This window comes from Pseudomonas sp. JQ36 (assembly GCF_053851495.1).
On record NZ_CM132642.1, the window covers coordinates 2,702,468 to 2,728,078 of the forward strand.

Here is a 25,611-nt window from a genome sequence, read left to right on the forward strand (position 1 = left end):
GTTGTTACTGACGAATATTTGGTTTTGAGCAAATTAGATCGGACAGGAAATTTACCGCATAGCGAAATTCGAAACTTTAACGCTAGGGAGTGAGCAAATGATGCTAGTAAAAAGCTGCGAAAAAAAATTCAATATTAAAAATGGAACCTTAAAGATAGGAACTCTACGCGACTACCAAACCACTGAAAAAGAAGAAATTGCAGATCAAGAAGAGGGACTATTACGCTTCAATATTAACATTGAAGGCCCAGTCACAGTAAGCAACACGTGGGCGAACACACTATTTGGCAAGACCATGTCGTTTGGTAATGGCGATTACTTTAGTTTTTCAGGTGGGTGCAAGGTTTTAGTCAAAAAAATACATCAAGTAGAAACAACAGAAACCCATACAACTTTCAAAGACTCTTCAGCAAGTATCACCAGAAACACTCTAAACTGTTTTATTTTTTGCATGTCAGAACTAGCAGACCTCAAAGAGGCAATAGGTATATTTCCCAAATATGACGACGACTGGTCTATTCCATTGGAGCGAGCCGAAGAATTCGGCTTAGCGCTAGCAGTGTTATTACGCGAAAAACTTCACGAGTCTCGATTGAAAGGAAAACACATTATTCCAGAAGATATCAGCATTGAAAACCTTCACATTAGAATAGAACAGGGAAAAATAGGATATTACTCAAGAAACATAAACATTACAAGCAGCAACACTACCCCTCTAAAAGAACTTTACAATCGACTAGAACACATCGACTTTACAAAGCCACCAGAACCTTTTCAAAAAGAGCATGAGTACAGATTCAAATTCATCCTTATTTCAGATGGAAAGATCATACCTCCACTAGTCGATTATATAATAATAGATTCTTCAAAGCTTTTTCATTTCATAGTGTGATGCCGTGATGAGGCAGTCGGCCAGGCGGTATTTGCCGCCCATCCAACGGGAGAAAATACCGACTCGACAGTCACTCTCGGACTCAAACATCAAAAGCTCCGCCGTCCAGCTATGGCGACGGAGCTTTTGGTGCGTGTCAATGAGTATGTATAGGGATTCAAACCCTTCCGTTGTCGTCTCAGGTCGCTTAAGGCCAAAAAAAACGGATTTTCCGCTCGTTCCTTTGTCGTCAAGCGACCTGATACGGTCTCAAGCTTGCACTAAATTTGCCCTAAACATCATTATGAATTCGCTCGCGATCTAGATGTGAAGTAATACGCCCCAATGGCTTCAGTGCATCCTGAATCGCTGCCATATTTGCCGACGGTTTCAGTGCATCCTGAAGCGCAGCTATATGCGCCATAGGCTTCAGTGCGTCTTGTATTCCAGCCATCGCCGAAAACTTCATTGCGTCTTGAATCGCAGCCAGCGCCGAAGACTTCATTGCTTCTTGAATCGCAGCTATCGCCGAAGGCTTCATTGCTTCCTGAATCGCAGCCAGCGCCGAAGGCTTCATTGCTTCTTGAATCGCAGCTATCGCCGAAGGCTTCATTGCTTCTTGAATCGCAGCTATCGCGGCCGAAGGTTTCATTGCTTCCTGAATCGCATCCAGCGCCGAAGGCTTCATTGCGTCCTGAATCGCAGCCATCGCGGCCGAAGGTTTCATTGCTTCCTGAATCGCAGCCAGCGCCGAAGGCTTCATTGCGTCTTGAATCGCAGCCAGCGCGGCCGTAGGTTTCATTGCGTCTTGAATCGCAGCAATTTGTACCATTGACTTCATTGCATCTTGAAACGCTTCCAACTGCGCCAATGGCATCGCCGTCGCCCGGCGAATAGCGTCCGAAATAGGTTCGGGGGATATGCCGAGGTTTGGAAAATGCCCAGGCGTGCTCACACGATTTTCTCGCACTAGCGGCTGCTGTATTGCGCGCGCTGTGGCGCGGAATGCGTCAAGATGGATAAGTCCCAGTGCGGCCGCCACGTGCTCCGCTTTTTCGAACGGCACACCCCAGTAGCGCGATATACGCAGTGAAATTGGCGCAATGAATTGCTCTATTGCTAGTGATTGGCCGGAATAAACGGGTCCGTTAAGTTTAGCCTGCAAGCGCAGCTCTTCGTATCCTCCATAGCCGAGGATTTGAGCAAAGGTTTGCTGCGCGAAAGAAAGCTTCGGCTTAATAGACTGATTGGGATGGTGCTTACTAAGCTTGGAAATAGAGCTTCTGATGCGACCGCGAGCAAAGTCGGCCGATGTGACGGGAATACGAATCATAAAACACCTCATACAGGGGCACAGAGTTCGTACAGCAGCTGGCGAGCCGTGGTGCACCTGACTAGGGTCAAGTTTCGTATCAAAAGAATAGGTATAGCGACTGAAACAGTTTGGTCTCGTATCCTAAGAATTCGCGCAAGGCCAGCAGCGCCGAACGAGACCAGTCCGGCTTAGCTGAAAGCTTAAAGATCTAAAAAATATTGTCAAGCTAAACCAGAGACGTTCTAGTTTTCGAAGCTCCCAAGCTGATAGCAAGGGTTCGATCCCTTCACCCGCTCCACTTTTTACAATGCCTCCTGCCCTGCGTCACCAAGGTGTCTGTTCCGATTTTTATTGTCCGATAACGAACACAACCTGACACCTCTGCTACCTGCAAGCTATCCTCCACAACTGATCAAGCTTTGTCGTATAGCTCTGACTCATCATCTCGCGCCGCATGGCCCAGTCGGGATTGATCGGCACACCCGCAGACCGAAGTGTTCCCCGCCCCCACCTCTCGTTGATCTTATCTAGCACCGTCATGAGATTTGTCGCCTCGGCCGTTTGCGTGGTGGCGAATAGATCCTCAGTAAATTCACCAGGTTGGCATAGATTGACGAGCATCACTTCTGCCTTGCTGTATTTGAATCCCGGCCGGAACACGCGATCGACAGCATCGACGGCTGCCTTAGTGAGCAGGCGCACATCATCGGTGGGATACGGTAGCTCAACCAGTAAGCCGTTTGCGTACTTGGCCTCGTCCGGATTGAACATGCCAGTACGAATGCTTACGCGGATCTTCTTGCACAGCGAATTCTGCGCACGGAGTTTTTCCGAAGCACGCATCACATAAGTTGCGACAGCCTCCCTGATTGGTGCCAACTCCGTGAGGCGCTTGCCGAACATGCGGCTGCAACAGATCTCCTGCTTTGGCGGATCCGGCTCGTCCAGCTCAAGGCATGCCGTGCCGGCCAATTCCCGAGCAGTCTTCTCGATCACCACACTAAAATTTTTTCTTAGGGTCCAAGCATCTGCCTTGGCGAGATCCATCGCCGTCTTGATACCCATGGCATCCAAGTGCCCTTTCATGCGCCTACCCACGCCCCACACCTCCGCGACGTCCGTGTTGCGTAGCACCCAGTCGCGCTTGACCGAGTCGCAGATGTTCACGACGCCACCGGTTTGCGCCTGCAGGCGTTTGGCGGTGTGGTTGGCCAGCTTTGCCAGGGTCTTGGTGTGCGCGATTCCGACACCAACTGGGATGCCCGTGCAACGCAGTACCTGGCTGCGGATCTTGCGGCCGAGGCTATCCAAGTCGCTGATGCCGGTGAGGTCGACGAAGGCCTCGTCGATGCTGTACACCTCGACGGCCGGCACCATCGACTCGATCAGGGTCATGACTCGCTCGCTCATGTCGCCGTAAAGGGCGTAGTTCGAGGAGAACGGGACGATGCCATGCTGCTTGAGCTTGTGCTTGATCTGGAAATACGGCTCGCCCATTTTCACGTAGGGCTTGGCGTCATAGCTACGTGCGATGACGCAACCATCGTTGTTCGACAGCACCACGATGGGCGTCTTGGCCAGGTCTGGGCGGAACACGCGTTCACAGCTGGCGTAGAAACTGTTGCAATCGATCAGGCCGAATACCGGCTGCGCCTTAGACATGGCTGCGCACGCTGCTTGTGACTACTCCCCAAATCGCCAGCTCGTCACCTTCAAGTACGTAGCGTGGCGGATATTTGGGGTTTTCCGACATCAGAATGACTTCCCTACCGCGGATGCAGAGGCGCTTGCACACAGGTTCATTGTTCAACAACGCAATGACGATGTGTCCGTGGGCTGGCTCGATTGATCGATCGACAATGGCCAAGTCCCCCTCATAGATCCCAGCACCCTGCATGCTTTCACCCGTGAGCGACACCAGGTAAACGTGTGGCGCGCGAATGTTCAGCACCTCGTCCAGTGATATCTGCGCTTCGATGTGATCCGCTGCCGGCGACGGGAATCCGGCCGGGACGCGAAAGAGGCACAGCGGCACCTTCGAGCCGCCCTGACTGATGGGACCTAGAATTGAGTAACTCATAACGCACGACTTCCAGAACTGTACGGATATACAGTTAACTTTCTGAAGGCCTTGCGGTCAATTTTTGTAAGAAATATCAGATAGGCGGGCGAGCGATGTGCAGACGACTTCGCAGTACGATGGCATTGACGACTTCGTGGCCGCTCTAAGGACGCCTATTGCTCACAACAACTCGACCGGTGAGTAACCGTTTCGATACTACAAGGCCGCGCCAACCATGCAGCTCAACCGCTTCTACCAGGAGGAGATTAATTCACGCTGATAGTTATGTGGGATAGCCACCACCCTGGACGAATGACGGCGGCGTACCGATCAATGCTCGAGTGGGAAAGACCTCTCGGGGTCCATTCTTTCGCGTGATCTGGTCACAACGGGCGATGATTGGGGTCAATAACTGGTTCGAATGGTACCGGGAGCGATCCCCATTCTCTGTACGCGGGTATCGCCAATAACCACAGGAAGGGCAAAGTCCTGATGAGCAGCTGGCAAGAGTAGACTCCACACGTCTACACCTGATTTTTTACGTCTTTGCTATGTTTTCGGTGGCAATATCGCTTTGACTTTTCTTATTATAAATACAGCGCCTAATAGATAAGGCACAAAAGACAGTCCAAACAAGACGTATCCATACCACCATAACCAACACCACCCAAGCGTAATGCAAACATTAAAATCTGCCCTCACAGCAACTACTAGCATCGGACATACAATCCCCAACAAAAACACTGCAAGAATATTTACACAAAACCAAACTAGATTTTTTAGATCGAACCTCGACCTCCAGCGGTCACGAACCTTAAGAGCCAACTCCAACGATGGCATAACTGTTTGCGCAAGCCGGTCAATAGTAAGAAAAAAGTGCCTGACTTTGTTTAGATCGGTCTGACTTCTCAACTCATGGTCTTTTAGAATATTTTCGTGCATATCCCGCCGCGCATCGAACACTTCTGAAAGCTGAGGAAGTCTTTCTCTCATTGGTGCCAGACCTTCCTCTCTCATTTCCCTGTCTTCAGAAAACACTTTATCGAGTTTAATCTTCACATTTCGTTGAACTATAGCTATCGCTGTCCCCTCAAGTTTGTCCTTAAACTCTACAAGTTCGCGCATTCGCCTTCTCATATCGTTTAAAGTTTCCATATCGGAGCTCCGCACTAAAACTCCTCTATCTACGCCCGAGGGTGTATACCCCCTTACTACACCTAGAAAAGGATAGGCAAGAAAGGCGTGAGTTGAAAAACGCATAAACCTTTCACACCACCCCCCAAACTTAACATCATCAACACTCCCAGTTAACCGTTTTGTCCGCCAACCCTCCATCCATGTCATCAACCTTATTAATTCATTCCAGTCAAACGTGCGATTAAGTGCAAACTCCTCATATGCACCTTCCACGAAGAAATCTGGAGAGCATACTTTCACTACCTCATCTTTCGCCTGGGCAAATAAGTCCTCAGCCTCTTGGAGCTTTTGTACTCCATAAACAGCTAACCCACAAATTAGCGCGCCAAAAAACCCAAACAAAACTGTATGAATCGTAGGCATTGCCGTTAAAAGCGAGTCCATTTCCCCTCCAGAGCTCTATTGCAAATTTAAGAACAACATGACAGCTACTCCTGCCCTTTATAAATATCTATAATTCTTCAACGAGAATCTTATAAGCTCACGCTCAGCGCCATAATTGATTAATTCTAGTACTAAATAGCTGGCTCGCCATTTCCGGATGTTCGGTCCATCCGTTTACACTAGCGGCAGGAGCAATCGAAAGCAGTTGCCGACCGGCTATACTTGCAGGAACCATCTGTAGGGACGGTGGCCGTTCCGGATGTTGACGCATTCCGATCGGCCGCTCTTTTTCACTTCGGTGTTGAGACTTCTTTGGCGTATGCCTGACAGGCCGCGAGGGCGATCAGCCCCCGGTCGCCGTCGTCGGTGACGCCGATAATTCGTTGAGCATGCGCCGGGTCAAGTTCGGCTCTTGTGGGACCATGAACCACGCCGCCGGCGGCGGTGGTGGCGGGCATCGATCCAGTGCCGGCGCCGCTGGTGGCGTCGAGTAAGACTGACAGGCGCAAATCAGCAGTAGCAAGGCGGTCGCGCAGGCGACCTTGATCACGTTGGGCATCGCTCAAGGCTCGGTAATGGGTCTGTTCGCTGGTCGCTAGGCGCTGCTCAAGCGCGAAACGTTTGTCCTGCTCAGCACGCTGTTGTGCGGCCAAAGCCTGGGCCAGTTGGTTGAGGGTTTCGCTATGCAGCCTGGACTGCTCGCTGAGCCGACTACCGTATCGCCAGTCCTGCACTCGCCAGGCGACGGCAGCGGATCCGCCGACCAGAGTGGCCAGCAGGACCGCGTTGGCCAGCATCCGATACGGCACCGGGATCAGTTCGCCGAGGCGCATAGCACCGCCCTCGCCCGCTCCCACAGCTGCAGACGATCCTGCAGGCCATTCAGACCGCCATTGATCCTGCGGGTGATCGCATTGAATTCGTTCTGATCCGCGAGCGCGTTCAATCCATTCACCGACCAGAACCATGCAGCCGATTCAGCAGCCCATTGCGGCAACTCCAGCAGCTCTGGGGTTCGCAGCAATCGCTCGCCGCCGAACAGCGCCAAGCTGCAGCGCAGGTAATTGTCGTGGCCGGTGATCTGGATCAAGCCGCGACCGCGATAACGCTGGCCATCGCCGTCCGCTGCCGGGGTGTTGCCCAGTTTAGCGGCCAGGGCACCGGTGTCGTATTTGCTCAGGTATTGGTCGCCGCCCAGCTCCCGAACGTACTGCAGCTGACCCGACTCGTGTCCGATTTGAGCTAGGAACGCGGCTTGGCGTTTCGGCGTGTTGATCTGTCGGTGCGCCATGGCAGCGTTGAGTGCAGATACAAAAACGCCCGCTTGGCGGCGGGCGTTGGGCATGATGGATTGCAGTTGCTGTTCGGTCAGTGACATCGATGTCTCCTTGATTTGTGAGGATGCGGCGCTATTGCTTGAGCTGAACGACCTTCAGATCCTTTGCCGCTTTTTTCTTCTTGCCCTTGGCTTTCGCTTTACCTTTCTTGCCGCCGTTGCACTCGACCGTCGTGCTCCAGCCGGCCTGTGTGAACACCTGCTCCACGGAGTCGACCAAGTACTCGCCATCGAGGCCGACCTTGAATCCCTGGGCATTGATCGAGCGTTCGGCGAACAGGTCAGTGCGTCCGACCATCTCCAGCCGGACACCGGCGGTGGAACGGTTGAACGCGGTGAGACGTGCCTTGGCGGCGGCTTCGGCTGCGGACTTGTTCGGGTAGATGTGGCGGTCGGTGTGTATGGGCGGCAAACCGTCGGGTGATTCGTCGTTATTCAAGGTAACCACCGCGAGCTTCCCGGTTTTCTTGTCCTGATGCTTGGTCGATACCGCCTTGTGCGTGTTGCGATCACCGAGCCGAAATTGAAAGCGACTGACGTCGCGCCGCTGGATCAGCAACACACCGAAGGACTTGCCCGAGGCGCTCTGCCCCCCCTGACGTGACATCACCAGAAGCTTTCCGTCGGCGACCTTGGCCGTGCAGTCGTACTGTTTGGCCAGACGCGTGATGAAATTGAAGTCCGATTCATTGAGCTGATCGGCACGCGGCACCTTGGTTTGCATCGGGCACACCGGTTGCCAGCCATTGCGTGCGGCGACGTCAGCCACGATCCGCGACAACGGTACGTTTTCCCAACTACCGCAGCGGATCGTCTTGCCACTGCCGCGCATGTCGCTGGCCTTGCCAGTGATCACCAGCGTATCCGGTGGACCGGATAACTCGATCTCGTCGACGACATAGCGGCCGATGCGGGTCAGTGACGTTTCAGCGTAACCCAGGAATACCTCGATGCTGGCACCGCGCGGTGGCAACACCACCGAACCATCACGGTCATCGATGCGTAACTCGAACTCATCGGATTCCATGCCAGGTTTATCAGTGGTTTTGAGCTGCAGCAGTCGATCGTTGATCCGCTGCGTGATGTCGGCGCCGTCGGCGACGATACGGAAGGTGGGGGTCATTTATTTTTCCCATAAAAAAACCCGCACGAGGCGGGCTTGAAGGAAATGAAACAAGAGAAACGGCGTTCGCCGTAACGTGAATGTAGTTCATTAGTTCCACAGTGCCAGTCCTTCTTCAATCGGACCAGGTAGATCCGGCAGCTCGATCACGATGCCAGCGCGGTAAGGTTGCGGCTCATCGGCTAACCCCTGATTGGCATCGAGCACCGCCTCAACCGTGCCATCAAGGTGCCCAAAAGCGTGGTAACACAATGTGTCCAACAGATCCCCATCAGACGTTCTGCAGGTCGTCGCCATAACGCACAAACTCCAAAGTAAACGCCTGCTTGCGCGGGATCCCGCCCTGCAGCAGCGCGCTCTGTTCTTCTTCAACGCTCTTCAGACACCAGGTGCCGAGCACGTCGCCATAGCCGGTGGTCAAGGTCAGCGGCTTGAGTTGGGCACCGAGGCTGCGCAGAGTGTCCAGTTGTTTGATCCCGCCTTTGAAGCCGGGAAAGATCGCGCCCTTGAGCGTGATCTTTTCCTCACCGATACCGACCGCTTGCTGTGCCGGCCGACGGGTGAGTCGCTCCTGCGAAGCCCATCTAAACTCAGTCGAGCGCCGCAGTTCATCAAAGGCTGCGGTGTCCAGATTGAAGTAGTAGGGCTGCGCCTGCGGATCCTGTGGTTGCACGATCAGTAGATGCGGGAACGGCTTCACCGCTTCCGGCAATGGGGTTGCATCACCACCCAGCGAACCGGTCGGCACGATGTTGGCCAGCGACGGGCTGACCTTGCCGGCGACCTTGTTGATTGCGGCGGACGCCCGGGCGGCCTGTTCCTTCAGCTCGCCCATGCGCTCATCGATCTGCGATACGGCACGCGTAGCTTTGTTGTACGTGGCCACCGCCTGGCCGACCTTGGCCTGAGCCGCGTTGACGCCGCGCATGACACGCTGCAGCTTTGCTCCAATCGCCGAACCGACAAAGGGAATCCCTTCCAGCTCCGAGGCCGCGCCGCTGATCTCGCTGATGGCACCGTTGACTGGCCCCATCATGCCGTCGAGGCTGCGCCGACCGCTCTCTCCTGCTGCCGCCAAATTTTTCAATCCCGACTGCAGCTGTTCCATGTAGGCCATTGGCCCTCCTCGTTACACATGCGGTTCGTCGAACAGCGAGCGGTTTTGCAACTGCTGCGTGGACTGACGCCACTGCTGATCGATGTAGGGTTGAAGCTCTCGCGCCAGTTGCGCCGGATCCTTCACGTCGCCCTGTACGGTGACATGCAGAGGCGCCTGAATATCGAACCGCTGCTCGACCTTGGTTGACTGAGGTTTCGCAGCTGCAGGCGGTGCGAGCATAGTCGGTACCGCTGGGGATGCCGGCTGATTTAATGCACGCGTGACATCCCCCATTGCTGTTGCAGTCGGCTCCCGTTCAGGCAACAGAGGCTTGGAAACAGGTGAATTTGGAACCTGTGCCGGCAGCGCTTGCATCGGAGCCGGTAACGGCTTGCGACTATCGGGAGTCGCTTGAGGTACGGGCGCAGCGCCGGTCAGCAGCGGCAACATTTTCGGCTGCGGCCGAACCATGTCTTTGACGACCGGTACCGGCGCAAATGAACGGGCGATATCGCCCATCACTGGCGGGATGTTTTGCCCAGCATTGACCATCATCAGTGGGCCGGCGTCCGGCACTTTCTTGAGTGAGTCTGGGGTTCCGAACATCTCTTTGCCCGTAAAGCCGCCGAGTGCGTCGCCGCCCATGTACCCGAGATAACCACCGATCAAACCGCCGACGATGTTGCCGATGATCGGCACCGCCGTACCGATGGCCGCACCAGCAGCGGCGCCGGCCAACGTGCCGGCCAAACCACCTGCAGCCTTTCCATAGCCTTCGGCTTTTTCATCCTGCGTCTCGGCGTTCTCATAGGTGTCATAAGCCTGATAACCCGCCTGTGCGACTGCAAGGATTGCTGGGCCTTTCATGCCGCCCACGATCTTGGCACCCCGCCCACCACCTCCTCCTCTCCCGCCGCCTTTACCCCCTTTGCCTTTCTTACCTTCTCCACCGACATCAAGATCACCGCCATTGAGCCCACCACCAGCACCAGGCAGGTTGGTGACAATGACTTTTTGCGGAATGTTCGGGTTGCCCATTAAAGTGCCGCGCCCGATATTCATCAGGCCTTTGCCCATCTTGAATGCACTGACAGCACCTTTGAGCGCGACAAGGCCCGCCACAGCGGTGCCGATGGCCGTCACCAAACGCGGTGACTCGTCGGACAGGCTCGCGAGTTGGCGGCTGACGTTGGTGATGCCCTCCGCGACCGCATCGGTGACCGGTCGAATCGCATCACCGATGCTGCGCATGGCATCGTCCATGCTCTGGGCCATCTCGGACCATTTTTGCGCGGACGTTTGCCGGCGCTCAGCCAGGTTCTTGTCGAGGATCCCGGTGGCATTGGCCGAGTCCTTCTTCAACTGCTCATACAGATCCTTGTTCTGCATGTACGCGGTCAGAGCGGCCTTAACCTGCATGTCGGCGAACAGGTCGCCGGTACGCAAGGCTTCTTCCAGGGACTTCATCATGCCCTTGGCCTTTTCTGGATCACTCTCCTTGCTGATGCCGGCCACAGCTTTGGCCATCTCTGCGGCCCGCTTGGGGTCAGTCGCTTCGATGTATTTCTGGGCCAGCGCGAAACTGGACTCCAGTGTGGATTTGCCGTTCTGCAGACCGGTTTGCATCGACCCCTTGTAGTCAATGCCCGCCTTCTCATAGGCCTTGACCGTTTCGCCGGAACCGATTTTCTCCATCCAGTTTTTGAGGTTGTTGGCCGCTTCGTCCGAGCCGCCGGCAGTCTTCATCTGCACCTGCAACATCGCGCCCAATTGCGACACCGAGTCCATACCGGTGATGCCCAGCTTGCCCATGCCGGCCAACAGCTCTGGGAACCACTTGGCCATGTCGACCGCTTCAAAACTGCCTGCCTGTCCCTGGTAGGCGATGGCTTCCAGCGCCTTTTGCATCACGGCCGGGTCGGTGATCTTGGCGTTCTGGCCCAGGGCGTTGATCATCTTGGCGGTTTCCGTGCCGTCCGATCCCTGCCCCACGGCGAATTTGGCCGCCGTCGGCGCATAGGCCAGTGCCTTGTCCAGCTCCATGCCGGCGCCGACCAGGGCGTTGACCAGCTCGGCGACCTGGTTGCGCGCCATGCCGGTATCACGCGACGTGTCGATCACGGTTTTGGAGAGCTGAGTTTCTTCTGGCGTGTTGGCAATGTTGGCCTTGATTGCGATGTCACGAATGATCGCGCCGTAGTCCGCGCTGACCTTGGTTGGAATCGCTACGGCGGCAGTCAGCGCACCAGCCTGGCCGAGGGTGCTTTTCATCCCCTGCCGACCTTCGTCCAGTTGCCGGTGGCCGAGCGCCTTGAGTTCAGCACCGGCGGCGACACGGCCCATAATGGCGTAGGCCTTACTCAGCCGCCCGACCTCGACGCCCTGTTTCTTGAGAAGGTCGAGGTTCTTTTCGTATTTGGACAACAGCTTGTCGGCACCGGCGGCGCCGGTTGCGTGCGCCTTGCGCCACTCCTCGCGCAGACGCACGGTGTCGCCGATGGTGTTCTGCAGCACGCGGGCTTTGCTGCCGACCGTGTCCAGATGCTTGATCTTGCTTTCGACGTCCTTGAACGCTTTGCCCACCGTCGGATCGACGGCGCCGCCGATGACAAAGCCGAGTGCGAGGTTCTTCGCCATGTGCGTGTCCTGGGGTCGAGGATGATTGGAAATGGCTCAGTCCGTGAGCCACCACACGATGTCGTTGAAGGGCATGGCCATGATCTCGGCTGCCGAGAAACCAGTCTCCTTGGCCAGTCGCTTGGCCAGTCCCTTCAACGTTGGCCCGTCAAATCTCGTCGTCTTGGACCAGACGAAAATAGCCTTTCTGCAACCGCATGTAGTCGACCAGCTTGAGGGCCATCAGATCCTGTTCCGGGGTCTGAGTCAGCGAGGAAAACAGGGACATTTCGCGCTTTTCTTCATCGCCGTTGCAGCTCGCTTGCGCGGCCCGAATGTCTCGCACGCACGGCGCACGAATGGTCAGCGTGTCGACCAGCACACCCGACAGTTCGGTGGGGTGTCGCAGTGAGATGCGAAAGCCCTCCTCGGTCAGTTGCAGCCAGCTTGGCAGTGGTTTTTCTTGAGTGGCTTGATTGGTTTGCGTCATTTCATCGTTTCCTTAAAGGCCGAGGGCCGAACGTTCATCAGCGAGCTGGTCGACGCCGTCGACGACCAGGACCATCCCCAGCATGTCGATCTCGTAAACCACCCGGCCGGCAACTTCGAGCTTGTAGTAGGTCAGTGCCATGGTGTGTTTGGTCTCGGCCTTGTCGCCGGGCTTCCAGTCGCCCATGTCGACTTCCTTGATGCCGCCCCGCATGGTGACGATCACCGGCGTGACCTTACCCTTGAGGCCTTTGAACGCGCCTCGGAACACCGCGCTGCAGGCGGTGCGATCAGACAGGCCGAAAAACTTCAGCGATTCACGGCGCACACCATTGGTAGTGAAACCGGCTTCGAGCTTTTCCACGCCGGTCGGGATCTCCACCTCGCCGGCCATGCCGCCGCCTCGGTAGGTTTCGGTTTTCAGGACCACCTTGGGCAAAGTGAGACTCGGCATTTCACCGGCAAAACTGACGCCGTCGATAAACCCGGCGCAGTTGGAGAGAACTTCAGGAATCATCAGGGTGCCTCCTTAGGCAGCTTCAAGCACTTCGGTCATCCACTCGCTGGTGACCTCGAAAAGGAAGTTCGGGTTTTCCGCCGGCGGCACGTCGGTGAAGCGGATCCGCCAGTACACCTTGCCCTGCTCGATCTGGCTGGCCGTGTTCAATTCGTGATCCGGGAACACTTCGAAGTTGATCACCGCGCCTTGGTTCTTCAGGTCGCGCATGAACGCTTCCAGACCATCGGTGACGTCCTTGACGTAGGTCTTGGTGATGGAGCGGTCAACCGCCCATTTGTGGCCGGCCTGTACCGCATCCATGAGGATGAACAGCGTGCGCACGCGGGTGACGAACGCCCATTTCGGATCGCTCGACAGCGTGCGGTTACCCCAGAGACGGAAACCGTCGTCACGAATGATCGTGGTGATGTTCGCGTTGTTGAGCAGGTTGGCTCGGCAGGTCTCATCGCCATCCAGGTACTCAACCGCACGGGTGGTACCGGTGATGCCGGTGAACTCCTTGTTCGACGGCGAGGCCCAGAAGCCGTAGGCGGCATCCGTCCAGGCAAACAGGCCAGCAGTCCAGGCCGAACCAGGCGCGTCCACCGTCTTGCTTTCGCCGGTGTCCCAGAACTGCACACCGGGGTCGACCATGAACAGATTGCGACTGCCGAAGTTTTTCGCGTAGGCCATGGCGGCCTCGTCGGTGGTACATGGCCCGTCGATGATCCCGATAGCCCGCAGCTTTTGCGCCAGGCTATCCATGGCCGTGGCCACTGCTTGCGTAGCCGAATGGCCGGGGGCGATCAGCAATCGCGGCTGGGCGTTGAACAGGCTCTTGCCATCGAGCAGCGCCTGCAGACCGGTACGCTGACCGGACGCCAACTCACCCCCGATGATGGCCGAGGTCTGCAGCGCCGGGTCGTCCATCTTCGGCACACCGATGGCGACGATTACTGCCTTGGCCTTGGCGTAAATCGCCTTGCAGGCCTTGGTGATCGCTGAATCGGCGCCGAACGCTGCAATGGCTTCACGTTCAGTGGTGATCAGCTTGAGTTCGCCGGCCTTGGCCGTACCGCCACCCACCAAGCCTGGGCTGAAGGTGTCGCACAGGCCGATGATCGACGAGGACGGCAGCGAGATAGTGCGTGCGCCGGTATCGACCGCTGTGGTCGTGACGCCGTGAAAGAAACTCATAAGGCTCGTTCTCCAGAAACGAAAAAGCCCCGCGTGTGTGCGAGGCTCAAGGTGTTTGTATTACGGGTGGCGGAATGAAAAACGCCCCGTGAGTGCGGGGCGTTCAGGCGATTTGCGCGGCCAGCCAATCCGGCGCCGGCGGGCGATGCTCAAGGAATGGAAACTCGCCGCTCTCCGGCCAATTGCGCAACGCCCGGCGATAGCTCTGTAATTCGGCGTACTGGTCGACGGTCAGCGTTGTGGCCGCGCTTTCTTCCAGCTCGTCGCGGTGCCGCGAAACCATTTGGTCAGTAGCCAGCAGCTCGCCGTCGCGCCACTTGCGCTCCTGCTCAGCAAGTTGCTCAACCGTCGGCGCGGGTAGATCGGCCAGCACCGGATAACCCTCTGCATCGGCTGTAATAATCTTGCCCGCTGCCTGACCATCAAGCAGCGCTTGATACTGTTCTACCTCGATCAATTTGGCCCTCTCCGGGATCAAGCAATCCGGGTTATCGACCAACACCATAGGCGGATCGCCGGATTCATCCTCGCTAGGACTCCACTCGGGATCCTGAATCAGCATTTTGCGCGGCCCGTGAAAACTTTCGTCGTAGAACGCACGCGGGTTGTCGTGAAAAAAAAGCGCCATTCTTGTTCCCCTAATTAGTAGCCAATCGCACGCCAATACACCGAAATGGACGGGGCGCTAGCTCGGCCAACAAATCCGTTCAGGTTAGAGTTATTTTCAAGCCACGCGGAGACGGCGCCGGAAGTCGGTGCTATCGCCGTCATCTCAACCGACAGAACGCCCCCCGCAAACGTGATCGGGAACAACACCGAAACGGGCGCGCCAACCGTCGGCGAACTCGTCCAGATCCCCCACTGTTCAATCACTCCGCCGCTGGTTCTCTTATAGCCTTGAACAGCGCGAGATTGCGCATGACTGCCCACACCCACCACCAGCCAAAGCGTGCCGTATTTGGTGATCGATATTTCGTCGCAATACTCCAGAGCAAAGCTGGTGGACGTGCCGGAAATGTTAAATGCACCGATGAAACAATCACCGGCCGGCGAGTTGAACGTGACGCGCCCCACTCCCAGGTTCACAAAGCGGATCGAGGCGCCATCCCCTATCATCGAGAGCGCCGGCATGCTCAAGGTGATATTTGAATTCGAAGAGGTCACGAACTCACAGCCAAAGTCCGCCGCTGTCAGCGCGCGGCCGGCGATAATCGACGTCGATGATCGCTTGTTGCCGATGGCACGCTGTACGAACTCAGTCGTCGCGAGCAACTTGCCATTGTCGAACTGAGCCGGCGTTGAGCCAAACACCTGCGAGTATTGAAGCTGTGCAGAACCCGAAGCCCACCAACTGCCTGCGCCATTGCTGGCAAGATCCAGCGTCGCACCGGGCTGCAGAGTAATCGTGCTAATCGGCGCAACACTGCCGGGGTAAATATTGTCCGTGCCGGCACACATCACCGTAACTAAGCCGCCGCTGACGTTGCGAAAGTGGATCGCCCCGCCCGGGCTGACCGTATTGGCAGCGGGCAGCGTTACGGTGAACGTGCCACTGGTAGACACCAGCGTACCGATCGCCGCCGCCGTTAACACGGTGTTCGCCACCAGAAAGGTAAAGCCGCGATAATTCCCGCTTGCCCGTTGCACGAATTCGGCAGTCGCCAGCGCCTTGCTATTATCGAACTGCGGCGGCGTCTGCCAATTGGCCCCGGTCATGACAGCCGCATATTTCAGCGCGACAGCCCCTCCGACCAGATTCCAGAGCGTTCCAATGCGAACGAATACAGCGGTGTCGCCCTGGCCCAAGACAATATTTCCCGGCGTGCCGACGGCGCCAATGCTGTCACCGGCTGCGGCCGTTGCGGTCACAGTGCCCTGCACGCAAAAGATTGTCACGGTGCAACCCGGTGTCAGCACTGCACCGGTTGGCAAAGTTGCTGTCAGCGGTGCGCTGGGACTGCCAAAGGCCGCTACGCGGCCCACGTCTGCAAGCGTTAGCGCTGTCGATACGGAATAGTTAACGTACCCGCCGTATTCGACCCCGGCGCGCTTCAAAAACGCCGCGTTAACCAGCAGTTGCGAGCTGTCGAACTGAGCCGGCGTGTTCGCCGTAGGACTGATCAGTGCGGGCGAGTTGATCGGTGCAAAACCTTGGGTCACGTTCTGAAAAGCCAGCGCCGTGGCACCCAGGACAATCTGGCCGTCCGTGACCAACTGCCAACGTGTGTCGGCCAGCGTAGCTCCCTGCTCAACCGATACGATCAGCGCCGAGGTCACCTCGGCATTGCTATCAGCATCAGGTGCGCGCTTCCAAGCGGGCGCCGAAGCAATCCAAATACCGTTTTCTTTGGCTTGGGTCTGATTTTTAACCAGCACCCGGTCACCCTCCAACAGCGCCACACCGTCGATGGTCTGAAGCCCTGAAAGCGCAATATTGGCCGTTGTTGCCAGCCGAACAGATTGCTTGCTGTCGAGCTTGTAAAGTTCTTCCTGAATTCGGGCGTCGACGAATTCACGAGTTGCCAACACCACGGACGGGTCAATCTTGAGTGTGATGTTAGCGGTGCTGGAAACGATCAAGCTCATCCGCACCACCTGCGTGCGGCCCGAACCCTGCGACAGGATGGGCTTGAAGCTTGGCGCACAGTTGGCAACTGCCACCAGATCGCCGTCCGCGTCGTACAGGCCGACTTCACGGATCCAGCGCCCGCCTTCATCGGCCGGAATGACCTGCTCGGCAATGATCACCGCCGGGTTGACCGGGTCGATCTTGAGCTGATTCAACGGCCGGCGGCGCCACTCGTTGATCAGTTTGGTTTGCTTGGCGCTGGGCTGCGGGTCGTCACCGTTCGCATCCCCCAGCCCCATTTCCTTGATATTCCACGGCACGCCCAAGACGTTGGCGTTTGCCAGCTTGGCCGCCCCCACGTCCGTCAGGATCGCGAAAAATTTAGAGTTCGCATCAATCATGAATAGATATCCAGAGTGTCTATGGTGTGTTCCCGACCGACCACGCCGAAGGTGCCGGTTATGTCGATGACCTGCATTTCAGGTGGGTAGATGTCGAGTTCGTCGCCGTCGTACAGGCTCACGCCAACATTAAGGTTGCCTTGCGTTTCAAGGCTGATGGCCAACCCAGTAAGTTGCCGGCTGACGGGCTTGGCGTCGTCGATCAGGCGTTCAAGTTCGAGATACATTTCCTCGGTGATGCCAGTGTCCAGCACCCCCACCTTCAACGCGAAGGTGCCCGGCACCCCCTGCGGCACGGTGTTAAACCATTCCACGATCTCGATCAGGTAGCCCAGCGGCTCGACCACACGACGCAAGGCTCCGATAGTGCCCTTGTGCTTGTGGATGAAGAACGAGGCCTTGATGGCAGCACGCTTGACCGACTCAGACCACGCCGGATCCCAGCGGTCGACCGACCAAGCCCAGGCCAGATGTGGCAGCAGGTGCACTGGACAGGTGTCGGGGTTGTACAAGGTGCGCAGCGGAATCAACGTGTTTTCGGCGAATGTCGCCTCGATACCCCGTTCCAGGGGAGTGCTGTTGAGCGGCAAAAGACTACGCACATCAACCTCCCAACACGACGGAATAGCCGGTGCAGTAAGCCGCCTGCGCCTTGGTCGGCTTGAGATCCAGCCAGTCCTTCAGCTCCACGCGAGCCACACCGGCAACGTGCAACTGCGCATCGACGCCAGAGCGCGCCACCTCGACGCCCAAGCGGCGCCGCGGATTGATCCAGGCCTCAAGCCGCTTGATCGCTTCGGAAAGCGCGGCGTCGTTTTCCGGTCCGGTACCTTTCATGTGCAGCACGGCGTCGACGCGGTAGCGCAGGATCTGCGCACCGCGCACCGTGACGCGGTCACCCACCGGGCGCACGTCGTCGTCATTGACGGCCGTGGCAACCAGCTTCAACAATTCAGGCCCAGCCGTACCGTCACCCTCAAGGCCCAACACCGTGACATCCACACAGGCAGGTGATGGGCTTTCCGCCGTGGCATCCGCCACCAGCGCCGAAGCATTGCGCGCGTGCAGAATGTAGCTGTTTCGCGGCCCTGCGGTGGTCAGTCCCTCATAGGCCAATTGCACACGCTCGCGCAGAGCGTCGTGTGATTCCATCACCGACTCGACCGGTGGTACCGCCAGTGGATCGGCAGGTTGAATCACCAGGCGCTTCAGATTGACGTTGGCCGCGAGGTGCTCCAGATCAGCGCCCGTGGCATAAGCCAGCAACTGCGCCTTGGCCGCGTCGTTGACCCGTGCCCGGTTGCCGAGCTTGATGTAGCTGGCGACCTCCAACAGCTTGGTCACCGGATCACTTTCCAGAGAGGCCGTCCAGTTCCCGCCCATGTGGCCGCGAAACACGTCGAGTGCCTCGCCATACACTTCTTCAAAATCCAGCGGTTCCAGCACGTCCGGTGCCGGCAGCTCCGACAGATCCACCAGGGTACTCATACCCACACCTCCAACGTGCCGCGCACACCGAGGTATTCGCCGCTGACTTGTATGTTGATTTTGCCGCCCAGCACGGACAGCACACGCACCCGTTCCAGCTTCAAACGTGGCTCCCACCGTCCCAGCGCCCGGGCCGCCTCAGCCTGCACGGCGCTTTTCCAACCCTCGTTTACTGGCAGGTCGACCATGCGCCGCAGTTTGCTGCCGTACTCCGGACGTTCACGACGGCTCACCAATGGCGTGCCGAGGATGTCCCCGATGGACTGGCGTAAATGCTCGATGCCGGAGATGGGTTGCCCGGTGTGGCGATCCATTCCGATCATCGGGTTTACTCCTTGAGTTGCTCGAACTCGGCATGGGCTTTGAGGGTTTTCAGCGCCACATCGTCGGCGCTATCGACCGTAACCTTGTTTTTCGCCACGGCGAGCGTGCGGCCGTCCGGCAGGATGATCGTGCGCGAGGTGTAGAGCGTGTCGCGAAAGGTCACCGAAGAGGGCAGCACCACTGGGCTGACTGGGGAAGACTCAGATGCAGTTGAATCATCTTGATGTTTAGCCATGGGAACTCCAGGCATGAAAAAGCCCGCACGCTGCGGGCTGGATAAATGTTGAGTTAGTGCTTGTGATGGTTGTCACTTTGGCCGGCGGCCAGAATGTCGGCATCGCTGGTGATGCTTTCGGTAGCGTGCAGTGGGCCGTTGATGTTGACCGGCCCTTTGACGTTCACAACGCCCTCCAGATTGATCGTTCCGGACTTCACGGAGACGGCATTTTCAGTGACTTCGGCCAGGGTTGATCCGACTTTGATCGTGACCGTGCCGCTCGGCACGCTGATGGTGTAGCTGCTCGTCTGCCAGTCGTAGACCAGAGATCCTCCATCGTCGAAACGCCAGACTTCAACGTGATCGCGATTGTCCGGCGGCGCGCCGCCATTCCCATAAAGGCCGGGAATGAATGTGCCCTGCGCCACCTCGCCACTGGCACTGATCAGGGTGCCCTGCTCGTTGAGGCTCGGCGCCCGCCAGTGCCGCGCCTTGCCGGCGGCGATGCTGTGCCATCGTACCCAACCACTGACCCATTCACCGTCCGACACCCGGCACACCGGTGGTGACGCGGCCAGATCCACCGCCACCACATAACAGTCCTTCACCAGCCCAGCGAGCATGCGGTCATGCTGGGCGCTCACATAGCCACCACTCATGCCAGACTCTCCGGCGCAAAATACTTGTCCCGGTTGGCCGGCCCCGCATCAGGATCAACGCCAAACAGCAGCGTGCCCGGCGGCTGATCCGGCCACGGCCATTGTGCTTCGCCAAGGTAGACCTGCTGCATCCATTCCACGACCCATACCGTGTAGCCGTCCAGTTCGGGCTTGGTCCAATCCGGCATGGCCTGAACGAACTCGGCCGGTTCGACCTCGACGCCCCAGGATTGCATCCGCAGTAACACAGCCAATTGCCCGACGATAAACACCGCTTGTTGGTGGTGATCGGGCTGGATCGGATCGGTAATCACCCGCGCCTCGAACTTGCAGGACAGGCCTGTCTCGCCCGTTCCCGGGTCAATGCCTGGCTCTATTTCTGCGAGTTCGACCAGCACCGCCGGCAGTGGAATGCTGCTTTCGATGATCGGCCAAGCCGCGACAATCTGAAGGTCCGGCAGATGATCCTGAATGCGCCGCTCGATGGCTTGATACAGCCGCTCAAGACTGAACGGCTCGTCGACTTCATCCGTCATGTCATTTCCCCTTCAAGTGCTTCTGCACTTCGAAATTGAGTTCCTGTTGCAGGACATGCACCAGGTGTTCGTCAGCTTTGCGCACCCAGCTTTCGAAGTGGGGTCGGGCCTGCTCCACAGACACCTTGGCTTTAGCCAGCGGGAAGCGGTTGTCGTGTTCGGCGATCCAGCCCGAACTCTCGCCACCCGCCCCGCTAACATCACTGTCGGGGTAGTCACTGGCGTCGAAATGCTTGCTCGCTGTGCGAATCCAGACATCCGCGCTATTGCCGTAGACCTTCTTGAAGAACGCGCCTTGAAAGCGCCGGCCTGCCACGGAGACACCGGACCGACTCTGCCGAGGCCGACCGATGCGGCTGGCCTCCATGGCGTTGAGACCAAACCACAATTTGCCACTGTTGGCACCGCCACTGACCGGGTAGGCCCGCAGCCGCTGCCGCACAGCAGCGACCGCAATCCGCTCCTGCCGGCCTACGGCGCGGGCGATGTGGGTGGCGAGCCAGCGCAAGGTTTTGTTGATGGCTCGACGCTGTGCAGCGGCGGCGGCCTTTGGCATAAGGGCGGCAAAATCCTGAAAGGCTTTCAGGTCTGCCGCCGAGGTTTGCAGCGAGATCATCCCGCCACCGGCCGAGGGTTTGAAGTAGCTGCCGACGCTCATGGGCGCTTCCTCAAAATCAAGGCAACCAGACCGTCACCGGTCGGCTCCAGCTGCAGCAGATCGTAGTCCCCACCGCCGTCCAATTCCGGCACCTCGACAGTGACCAGCAACCCTTTGCTCAGGCCTTCCGCATCCGCGACGCGAATCTCGAAGCGTGGCTCACGAATGGCGGTGTTCATCCGCCCCATTCGCGGTTGTAACCATGGCGCCGAGAACATACCGAGTACTGGTTCGCTACGCCCTTCGATTCGCGCGCTGTCACCCAACGTTACGAAAACGATGTCGTCGACATCAGTCATCAGCTCGCGAATGCCCATGACTACATCTCCAACAGGATCTGCGCCAATGGCCGAGTGCACATGTGCAGCGGGTTGGACTGCGCTTCACCGGCCATGCCCTTGTTGAACGGCAAGGGTTCGATCTTGCTGTAGTACGGCACGCCTTCGGTGTTGACCGTCTCCATGTAGTCGGCCGGTGCAAACACCGAGATGTACAGATCCGGGACACCTTCAGGAATCAGCAGCGCTTTGTCGTCGTGCACGAAAGTGATGCCGGCGATCTTGCCGCGGTAGCGCTCCCAGGTAATGCCGCCGTAATCGAAGCTTTCACGCGCGTCACCGCGCAACGATGCCGCTTGCTGCGTATTGAGGTAGGTGTCTTTCACCTCCTTGAGTTTCAACATGGCGTTCCAGAAGTTTTTGCCACAGAACGCGCGCGACCCACTACGGGTAACGCTCCCCAGAGCGTCTTCCTGCAAATCAAGGGCATCACCACACTTGATACGAAAGTCCTCGTCCGAGCCACCAAAGCCCATCGACAAACTTTTTCGTTTAACGCCGAAACGGTCATAGAGGTCGAGCAATACGGTTTTGCCGTCAGCGTCGTAGATCTTGCCGTTCAGCGCACCAAGGCGCTGAAACTCGTGAGTGACGTCCAACTGACGGCGCGCTTTGGCCAGTCGCTTATTGACCACGTCCTGCACCGACTGCAACTCGGAGCGCGTACCGAACGCGCGAATGCCCTGAATCTCGTCAGCCTTGATGGTGAAGCGCTCCGGCAAATGCACGGTGTTGAACGGGATCAAGTTGCGCTTGCTACCCGAAACTACCAGACCAGACGTACCGCGTTCGCCGGCCGGCACCAGGGCCAGAGTGTCGCCGTCCTTCTCGATCTGCACGGTCAGGGTGGTGATGCCCTCTTCCTGAAAAAGTCCGAGGCTACCGATGCGCCCGGGTACGTATTCTTGTTCGTTGATGGCGGCGGTCAACGAGGACACCGAAAACGCCTCGTCGTTGAAGATTTGAATGTCAGCCATGAAGCAGTCTCCAGAAAACAAAAAACCCGCACAGGGCGGGCTGAAAAAATCGAAGGTGAACGACTTAGCGCACGATCACGTTATGAGCGGCCAGCGCTTTCTCAGCAGCCAGATCCAGACCTGTGAGATGCGCTTCGCTGACCTCGGCCAGACGCACCACGGCGCGTCCGCGACGGACAATGTCGGACGTGCTCAGCGGACCGAAAAGAATCGCTTGCGCGTTCTCGCTACCGTCTTCGGCGGTCGGGTTGTACGGAGCGAATTCGCCGGTGGCGGTGACCAGGCCGAGGATCTGGCCAGGTTCCAGCGCGGGACCGGCGGCGACGTTGATCGCTTCGCGAGAAATGGTGCCGGCACCCTCGGACAGTAGGAATTCGCCGGCGTGCATCGGTTCACGTTGAATGTTCATGCAGTAGCTCCAGTTAGAGTGGATCGTTTGCCGGTATGCGCCGCTTGGCGTGCCGACCAGATCGAGGGCTGGTCGATTTGTCTGGCTTGAACCTTCGGCGGTGGGTCATCAGCCAGCGGCAGGCTGTTGTCGATTTCAAAACCCTTGCCACTACCGACCAGCTTGTCGAAGAGCCGGGCACGCACCGCCGAGGCATCCAAGCCGGCCGAAACGTATTCGGCACTGAACTCCGGTAACCGCGCGGCGACGCACAAGTCGTTGATGGCTTTGGCGTGGGTCAGCGCCGCCTGCACCACCGCTTCGCTTTCCAGCTTGGTGACGGCGAGCAGCGGTTCGATCAGGTTGCTGATACCCGCTGCCGTGCAACGCTGGCTGATTAGCACCGCGAGTTGTGCGGCATTGGTCGCCGGCGCCGGCGGGTCATCCGGGATCGGCGGCACTGGCTCCGGTGTGGGTTCAGGCTCCGGGTCCACGGGTTCATCGAGTTGGGCGAGCAGCTCGGCCGGGGCATGGTGAAAGCGCTGCAGTACAGCGCCCTGCCCCAGACACGCCTTGACCTTGACGCCATCGCCGACCTCGTCGGCCAGTCCTAGGGCCACGGCCTCATTCGCCGTCAACCAGGTTTCGGCCGCAACCAAGCGGCGCAATTCGGTTTCGTCAATATCCGGCGCCTTGGCCTTATACGCCGCAATGATGGCCTCCATCGTCTGGTCCAACACATCGGCGACCTTGCGAAAGCTCTCGGCGTCGCCGGCGGCGTAGGTCCAGGGATTGTGAATCATCAGCATGGCATTGGAGGCAATTACCACCCGGTGCGCGCCGCACACGGCAACGCTGGCCGCGCTGGCCGCCAAGGCATCAACCCGGCCAGTGCAACGCTCGCCAAGCCGCGATAGCGCGTTATGCATCGCCAATCCGTCGAACAGATCGCCGCCGACACTGTTGAAGGCGGCGATCACGGGCGACACACCGTCGTCCACCGCGCGCAGATCCTGAACGAACTGGTTTGCGGTGATGCCCCAGGTACCGATCTCGCCATAGACGAACACTTCAATGGTTCGCTGCTCGGCTTCGCCGTTAGACTGCATCGCGTACCAGCTCTTGTCCGAGACCTCCACGCGCTCGCCAGCCTTGTTGTAAATGCGCGGTCGCGCTTGTTTGCTCATGGTTGCTCCTTGTCGTCGAGCGACTCGATGACGTCGAGGGTGTTGTAGTTGAGGCCCAGGCCAACGGCCCGGGCGAGGTCTGCGGCGTTTTCCGCATCGACTGTTTCGGCGTCGTATCCGGTTCGCAGCACCATCTCGCTGCGCGAGGCAAATCCGGCTTTGACTTCCATCGTGCGCGCCTGCACGTCCTGCACGGGCTGTATGTAGGCCCAGCCCTGCGGTACCCAGCGGGTGCGCAGATATTCGCGTCGACGCTGGGCGTAATCCTTGAGTACCAGCGCACCGGACAGCACCGCCATGTCCATCCACGCGGCACGGACCGGACGACACAGCTGATGCACGTAGACGCTGAACTGCAGCTGCTCCAGCCGGCGGCGAAACTCGTTGAGCACCACCCGCAACGCCCGGTCGTTGATCTCACGCATATCGCCGGTGAGGATCTCGTACGGCGTACCAGTACCGGCGGCAGCGGCCATCAATTGCTGTCGCATGAAGTCCGGGTAGTTGTTGCCGGCGTCGGGCGGTTTGGAGAATTCCACCTCCTCGCCCGGTCCGAGCTCCTGCATGGTGCCGGGTTCGAGCGCGACCATCGGCGTGAAGCCATCTCGGTCCGTAACCAGCGGCGCGCCGGTAACCGGGTCACGCGGCATGGGACCCGATTCAGGCGTGGGTCGAGTGATAAAGCCAGCGAACAGGTTGGCCACCTCCTGGCGAAACAGCACCGCGTCGTCGTAGTTGTCCAAGCTGCGCAGGCGCTTGAGCACCGGCGACAAGCGCGGCACGCCTCGCAACTGGCCGGGTTCCAGTGGCTCGAAGATGTGCAGCACTTGCGTGGCCGGCACGCGCACCAGCTGGTTGTAGCCGGAATTCAACGACGAGGGATCGCCCGGGTGCGAGCGGTACATCCAGTACGCCACGCGCTTGCCGGCCGGATTGAACTCAATACCGGCGCGGATCACGTTGCCATCGCGGGTTGTTTCGAACTTGTCGTGCGGCACGAACTCCGGCGCGAGCAACTGCAGTTGCAGCGGCACTGCATGACCGTCGTCCAGGCTGCGTGGCCGCAGACGAATGAAGCACTCACCGGAAGTTTCCACCGTACGTGCGGCTAGCGCCTGCTGGCCATAGAAATCGGTCAGGTCATCGGCATCCGACTCATCGACCCAGTCTTCCCACAGTTCCTGCAGCTGCTTGCGCAGTGCATCGTCGTCCGTCTTCGGCCGCGGATTAATACCGGTGCCGATCAGGTTGCTGACGCGTTTGTCGATGACGTTGAAGGCATACGGATCGTTGCGTACTGCCGCGCGCGAACGTGCACGCAGGTTGCGCAGAGCCGGGGTATTGATGGCGTTCAAGCCACTGTCGGGTGCATCCCAGCCGGCGGAGCGACGGCCCTCCCCGGCGCCCTCGTAACTGGCCTTGATGTTCGACGGCAGCAAGAATCCGTTACGGGTTAGCGTCGGATAACGAGCCATTACAGTCCCTTGCCTCCGTGGTAAAGCCGGACCACGCGCGAACGTGGCCCGGCAGCGTTGAGCAGCGAGGTGCGAATTTCGTCGCGGGCCTGTAACAGCTCGGTGATGGTGCGGTACTCGACGGTGCGGTCGCCGAAGCGAACGGTTTTTTCACCGCGCGCGATGGCCTTCTCGATTACGTCGAGGTGCTGTTGGGTAAAGGACAT

General features: G+C 58.1%; 29 protein-coding genes. 1 reads left to right on the forward strand and 28 read right to left on the reverse strand.

Going from position 1 to position 25,611, the window contains the following annotated elements; genetic code table 11:
* Positions 1–97 precede the first annotated feature (97 nt).
* Positions 98–892 carry a hypothetical protein gene (locus ACS4NR_RS12020; RefSeq protein ID WP_456020207.1) on the forward strand — a complete coding sequence of 265 codons (795 nt, stop codon included), beginning with the start codon at positions 98–100 and terminating at the stop codon, positions 890–892.
* 271 nt (positions 893–1,163) lie between these two features.
* Here the strand turns inward: ACS4NR_RS12020 and ACS4NR_RS12025 are convergent, their stop codons facing one another.
* The 28 genes from ACS4NR_RS12025 to ACS4NR_RS12160 all read right to left on the reverse strand — a co-directional run bounded on the left by ACS4NR_RS12025 (position 1,164) and on the right by ACS4NR_RS12160 (position 25,611).
* On the reverse strand, positions 1,164–2,204 hold the full coding sequence (locus ACS4NR_RS12025; protein WP_456020208.1) for a hypothetical protein: 1,041 nt from the start codon (positions 2,202–2,204) through the stop codon (positions 1,164–1,166).
* Between the two features lie 366 nt (positions 2,205–2,570).
* Positions 2,571–3,848, reverse strand: a complete 1,278-nt coding sequence (umuC, locus tag ACS4NR_RS12030; RefSeq protein ID WP_456020209.1) for a translesion error-prone DNA polymerase V subunit UmuC — start codon at positions 3,846–3,848, stop codon at positions 2,571–2,573.
* Entirely contained in the window at positions 3,841–4,266 is a 426-nt protein-coding gene (locus tag ACS4NR_RS12035) for a LexA family protein (RefSeq protein ID WP_285416497.1), read from the reverse strand. The genes umuC and ACS4NR_RS12035 overlap by 8 nt, the downstream gene beginning before the upstream one ends.
* A 531-nt stretch (positions 4,267–4,797) precedes the next feature.
* Positions 4,798–5,829, reverse strand: a complete 1,032-nt coding sequence (locus ACS4NR_RS12040) for a hypothetical protein (protein ID WP_456020210.1) — start codon at positions 5,827–5,829, stop codon at positions 4,798–4,800.
* 290 nt (positions 5,830–6,119) lie between these two features.
* Entirely contained in the window at positions 6,120–6,662 is a 543-nt protein-coding gene (locus tag ACS4NR_RS12045; protein WP_456020211.1) for a lysis protein, read from the reverse strand.
* Positions 6,644–7,207 (reverse strand): glycoside hydrolase family 19 protein, encoded by a 564-nt coding sequence (locus tag ACS4NR_RS12050; protein WP_456020212.1) that lies wholly within the window; start codon positions 7,205–7,207, stop codon positions 6,644–6,646. The genes ACS4NR_RS12045 and ACS4NR_RS12050 overlap by 19 nt, the downstream gene beginning before the upstream one ends.
* Before the next feature lie 31 nt (positions 7,208–7,238).
* Complete coding sequence (locus ACS4NR_RS12055; RefSeq protein WP_456020213.1) at positions 7,239–8,288, reverse strand: phage late control D family protein; 1,050 nt, start codon at positions 8,286–8,288, stop codon at positions 7,239–7,241.
* 90 nt (positions 8,289–8,378) lie between these two features.
* Positions 8,379–8,585, reverse strand: coding sequence for a tail protein X (locus tag ACS4NR_RS12060; RefSeq protein WP_456020214.1), 207 nt, complete (start codon positions 8,583–8,585; stop codon positions 8,379–8,381).
* The gene (locus tag ACS4NR_RS12065) at positions 8,560–9,405 is read right to left on the reverse strand and encodes a phage tail protein (protein WP_456020215.1); all 846 of its coding nucleotides are present in this window, start codon (positions 9,403–9,405) and stop codon (positions 8,560–8,562) included. The genes ACS4NR_RS12060 and ACS4NR_RS12065 overlap by 26 nt, the downstream gene beginning before the upstream one ends.
* Before the next feature lie 12 nt (positions 9,406–9,417).
* Entirely contained in the window at positions 9,418–12,024 is a 2,607-nt protein-coding gene (locus ACS4NR_RS12070) for a phage tail tape measure protein (RefSeq protein ID WP_456020216.1), read from the reverse strand.
* A gap of 148 nt (positions 12,025–12,172) precedes the next feature.
* A complete protein-coding gene (locus ACS4NR_RS12075) occupies positions 12,173–12,493 on the reverse strand; it encodes a phage tail assembly protein (protein ID WP_456020217.1) in 321 nt (106 codons plus the stop codon).
* A 12-nt stretch (positions 12,494–12,505) separates the two neighbouring features.
* Entirely contained in the window at positions 12,506–13,009 is a 504-nt protein-coding gene (locus ACS4NR_RS12080) for a phage major tail tube protein (RefSeq protein ID WP_456020218.1), read from the reverse strand.
* Between the two features lie 12 nt (positions 13,010–13,021).
* Complete coding sequence (locus ACS4NR_RS12085; protein ID WP_456020219.1) at positions 13,022–14,188, reverse strand: phage tail sheath subtilisin-like domain-containing protein; 1,167 nt, start codon at positions 14,186–14,188, stop codon at positions 13,022–13,024.
* 103 nt (positions 14,189–14,291) lie between these two features.
* Positions 14,292–14,816 carry a hypothetical protein gene (locus ACS4NR_RS12090; protein WP_456020220.1) on the reverse strand — a complete coding sequence of 175 codons (525 nt, stop codon included), beginning with the start codon at positions 14,814–14,816 and terminating at the stop codon, positions 14,292–14,294.
* A gap of 14 nt (positions 14,817–14,830) precedes the next feature.
* Entirely contained in the window at positions 14,831–17,158 is a 2,328-nt protein-coding gene (locus ACS4NR_RS12095; RefSeq protein WP_456020221.1) for a phage tail protein, read from the reverse strand.
* The gene (locus ACS4NR_RS12100) at positions 17,155–17,760 is read right to left on the reverse strand and encodes a phage tail protein I (RefSeq protein WP_252144034.1); all 606 of its coding nucleotides are present in this window, start codon (positions 17,758–17,760) and stop codon (positions 17,155–17,157) included. The genes ACS4NR_RS12095 and ACS4NR_RS12100 overlap by 4 nt, the downstream gene beginning before the upstream one ends.
* A 1-nt stretch (position 17,761) precedes the next feature.
* The gene (locus ACS4NR_RS12105; RefSeq protein ID WP_456020222.1) at positions 17,762–18,646 is read right to left on the reverse strand and encodes a baseplate assembly protein; all 885 of its coding nucleotides are present in this window, start codon (positions 18,644–18,646) and stop codon (positions 17,762–17,764) included.
* Positions 18,643–18,969: a GPW/gp25 family protein gene (locus tag ACS4NR_RS12110; RefSeq protein ID WP_047598902.1), complete on the reverse strand. Its 327-nt coding sequence runs from the start codon at positions 18,967–18,969 to the stop codon at positions 18,643–18,645. The genes ACS4NR_RS12105 and ACS4NR_RS12110 overlap by 4 nt, the downstream gene beginning before the upstream one ends.
* 5 nt (positions 18,970–18,974) lie before the next feature.
* Positions 18,975–19,205 carry a hypothetical protein gene (locus ACS4NR_RS12115; protein WP_252144032.1) on the reverse strand — a complete coding sequence of 77 codons (231 nt, stop codon included), beginning with the start codon at positions 19,203–19,205 and terminating at the stop codon, positions 18,975–18,977.
* Positions 19,206–19,258: 53 nt separating this feature from the next.
* Positions 19,259–19,846: a phage baseplate assembly protein V gene (locus ACS4NR_RS12120; RefSeq protein WP_456020223.1), complete on the reverse strand. Its 588-nt coding sequence runs from the start codon at positions 19,844–19,846 to the stop codon at positions 19,259–19,261.
* On the reverse strand, positions 19,843–20,382 hold the full coding sequence (locus ACS4NR_RS12125; protein WP_456020224.1) for a hypothetical protein: 540 nt from the start codon (positions 20,380–20,382) through the stop codon (positions 19,843–19,845). Before ACS4NR_RS12125 ends, ACS4NR_RS12120 begins: the two co-directional genes overlap by 4 nt.
* Before the next feature lies 1 nt (position 20,383).
* Complete coding sequence (locus tag ACS4NR_RS12130; RefSeq protein WP_456020225.1) at positions 20,384–21,040, reverse strand: hypothetical protein; 657 nt, start codon at positions 21,038–21,040, stop codon at positions 20,384–20,386.
* Positions 21,037–21,357 carry a head-tail joining protein gene (locus ACS4NR_RS12135; protein WP_456020226.1) on the reverse strand — a complete coding sequence of 107 codons (321 nt, stop codon included), beginning with the start codon at positions 21,355–21,357 and terminating at the stop codon, positions 21,037–21,039. Before ACS4NR_RS12135 ends, ACS4NR_RS12130 begins: the two co-directional genes overlap by 4 nt.
* 2 nt (positions 21,358–21,359) lie before the next feature.
* Complete coding sequence (locus tag ACS4NR_RS12140; RefSeq protein WP_456020227.1) at positions 21,360–22,355, reverse strand: major capsid protein; 996 nt, start codon at positions 22,353–22,355, stop codon at positions 21,360–21,362.
* Positions 22,356–22,419: 64 nt separating this feature from the next.
* Complete coding sequence (locus tag ACS4NR_RS12145; RefSeq protein ID WP_095139914.1) at positions 22,420–22,764, reverse strand: head decoration protein; 345 nt, start codon at positions 22,762–22,764, stop codon at positions 22,420–22,422.
* The gene (locus tag ACS4NR_RS12150) at positions 22,761–23,930 is read right to left on the reverse strand and encodes a head maturation protease, ClpP-related (RefSeq protein WP_456020228.1); all 1,170 of its coding nucleotides are present in this window, start codon (positions 23,928–23,930) and stop codon (positions 22,761–22,763) included. Before ACS4NR_RS12150 ends, ACS4NR_RS12145 begins: the two co-directional genes overlap by 4 nt.
* Positions 23,927–25,405, reverse strand: coding sequence for a phage portal protein (locus ACS4NR_RS12155; protein WP_456020229.1), 1,479 nt, complete (start codon positions 25,403–25,405; stop codon positions 23,927–23,929). The genes ACS4NR_RS12150 and ACS4NR_RS12155 overlap by 4 nt, the downstream gene beginning before the upstream one ends.
* Positions 25,405–25,611 (reverse strand): phage head-tail joining protein, encoded by a 207-nt coding sequence (locus ACS4NR_RS12160; RefSeq protein ID WP_096796982.1) that lies wholly within the window; start codon positions 25,609–25,611, stop codon positions 25,405–25,407. The genes ACS4NR_RS12155 and ACS4NR_RS12160 overlap by 1 nt, the downstream gene beginning before the upstream one ends.

Bases quoted from the DNA above. Each gene is read 5' to 3' on its own strand.
- ACS4NR_RS12020 (WP_456020207.1), top strand. From the start codon at position 98: ATGATGCTAGTAAAAAGCTGCGAAAAAAAATTCAATATTAAAAATGGA.
- ACS4NR_RS12025 (WP_456020208.1), bottom strand. From the start codon at position 2,204: ATGATTCGTATTCCCGTCACATCGGCCGACTTTGCTCGCGGTCGCATC.
- umuC (WP_456020209.1), bottom strand. From the start codon at position 3,848: ATGTCTAAGGCGCAGCCGGTATTCGGCCTGATCGATTGCAACAGTTTC.
- ACS4NR_RS12035 (WP_285416497.1), bottom strand. From the start codon at position 4,266: ATGAGTTACTCAATTCTAGGTCCCATCAGTCAGGGCGGCTCGAAGGTG.
- ACS4NR_RS12040 (WP_456020210.1), bottom strand. From the start codon at position 5,829: ATGGACTCGCTTTTAACGGCAATGCCTACGATTCATACAGTTTTGTTT.
- ACS4NR_RS12045 (WP_456020211.1), bottom strand. From the start codon at position 6,662: ATGCGCCTCGGCGAACTGATCCCGGTGCCGTATCGGATGCTGGCCAAC.
- ACS4NR_RS12050 (WP_456020212.1), bottom strand. From the start codon at position 7,207: ATGTCACTGACCGAACAGCAACTGCAATCCATCATGCCCAACGCCCGC.
- ACS4NR_RS12055 (WP_456020213.1), bottom strand. From the start codon at position 8,288: ATGACCCCCACCTTCCGTATCGTCGCCGACGGCGCCGACATCACGCAG.
- ACS4NR_RS12060 (WP_456020214.1), bottom strand. From the start codon at position 8,585: ATGGCGACGACCTGCAGAACGTCTGATGGGGATCTGTTGGACACATTG.
- ACS4NR_RS12065 (WP_456020215.1), bottom strand. From the start codon at position 9,405: ATGGCCTACATGGAACAGCTGCAGTCGGGATTGAAAAATTTGGCGGCA.
- ACS4NR_RS12070 (WP_456020216.1), bottom strand. From the start codon at position 12,024: ATGGCGAAGAACCTCGCACTCGGCTTTGTCATCGGCGGCGCCGTCGAT.
- ACS4NR_RS12075 (WP_456020217.1), bottom strand. From the start codon at position 12,493: ATGACGCAAACCAATCAAGCCACTCAAGAAAAACCACTGCCAAGCTGG.
- ACS4NR_RS12080 (WP_456020218.1), bottom strand. From the start codon at position 13,009: ATGATTCCTGAAGTTCTCTCCAACTGCGCCGGGTTTATCGACGGCGTC.
- ACS4NR_RS12085 (WP_456020219.1), bottom strand. From the start codon at position 14,188: ATGAGTTTCTTTCACGGCGTCACGACCACAGCGGTCGATACCGGCGCA.
- ACS4NR_RS12090 (WP_456020220.1), bottom strand. From the start codon at position 14,816: ATGGCGCTTTTTTTTCACGACAACCCGCGTGCGTTCTACGACGAAAGT.
- ACS4NR_RS12095 (WP_456020221.1), bottom strand. From the start codon at position 17,158: ATGATTGATGCGAACTCTAAATTTTTCGCGATCCTGACGGACGTGGGG.
- ACS4NR_RS12105 (WP_456020222.1), bottom strand. From the start codon at position 18,646: ATGAGTACCCTGGTGGATCTGTCGGAGCTGCCGGCACCGGACGTGCTG.
- ACS4NR_RS12110 (WP_047598902.1), bottom strand. From the start codon at position 18,969: ATGATCGGAATGGATCGCCACACCGGGCAACCCATCTCCGGCATCGAG.
- ACS4NR_RS12115 (WP_252144032.1), bottom strand. From the start codon at position 19,205: ATGGCTAAACATCAAGATGATTCAACTGCATCTGAGTCTTCCCCAGTC.
- ACS4NR_RS12120 (WP_456020223.1), bottom strand. From the start codon at position 19,846: ATGAGTGGTGGCTATGTGAGCGCCCAGCATGACCGCATGCTCGCTGGG.
- ACS4NR_RS12125 (WP_456020224.1), bottom strand. From the start codon at position 20,382: ATGACGGATGAAGTCGACGAGCCGTTCAGTCTTGAGCGGCTGTATCAA.
- ACS4NR_RS12130 (WP_456020225.1), bottom strand. From the start codon at position 21,040: ATGAGCGTCGGCAGCTACTTCAAACCCTCGGCCGGTGGCGGGATGATC.
- ACS4NR_RS12135 (WP_456020226.1), bottom strand. From the start codon at position 21,357: ATGGGCATTCGCGAGCTGATGACTGATGTCGACGACATCGTTTTCGTA.
- ACS4NR_RS12140 (WP_456020227.1), bottom strand. From the start codon at position 22,355: ATGGCTGACATTCAAATCTTCAACGACGAGGCGTTTTCGGTGTCCTCG.
- ACS4NR_RS12145 (WP_095139914.1), bottom strand. From the start codon at position 22,764: ATGAACATTCAACGTGAACCGATGCACGCCGGCGAATTCCTACTGTCC.
- ACS4NR_RS12150 (WP_456020228.1), bottom strand. From the start codon at position 23,930: ATGAGCAAACAAGCGCGACCGCGCATTTACAACAAGGCTGGCGAGCGC.
- ACS4NR_RS12155 (WP_456020229.1), bottom strand. From the start codon at position 25,405: ATGGCTCGTTATCCGACGCTAACCCGTAACGGATTCTTGCTGCCGTCG.
- ACS4NR_RS12160 (WP_096796982.1), bottom strand. From the start codon at position 25,611: ATGTCCTTTACCCAACAGCACCTCGACGTAATCGAGAAGGCCATCGCG.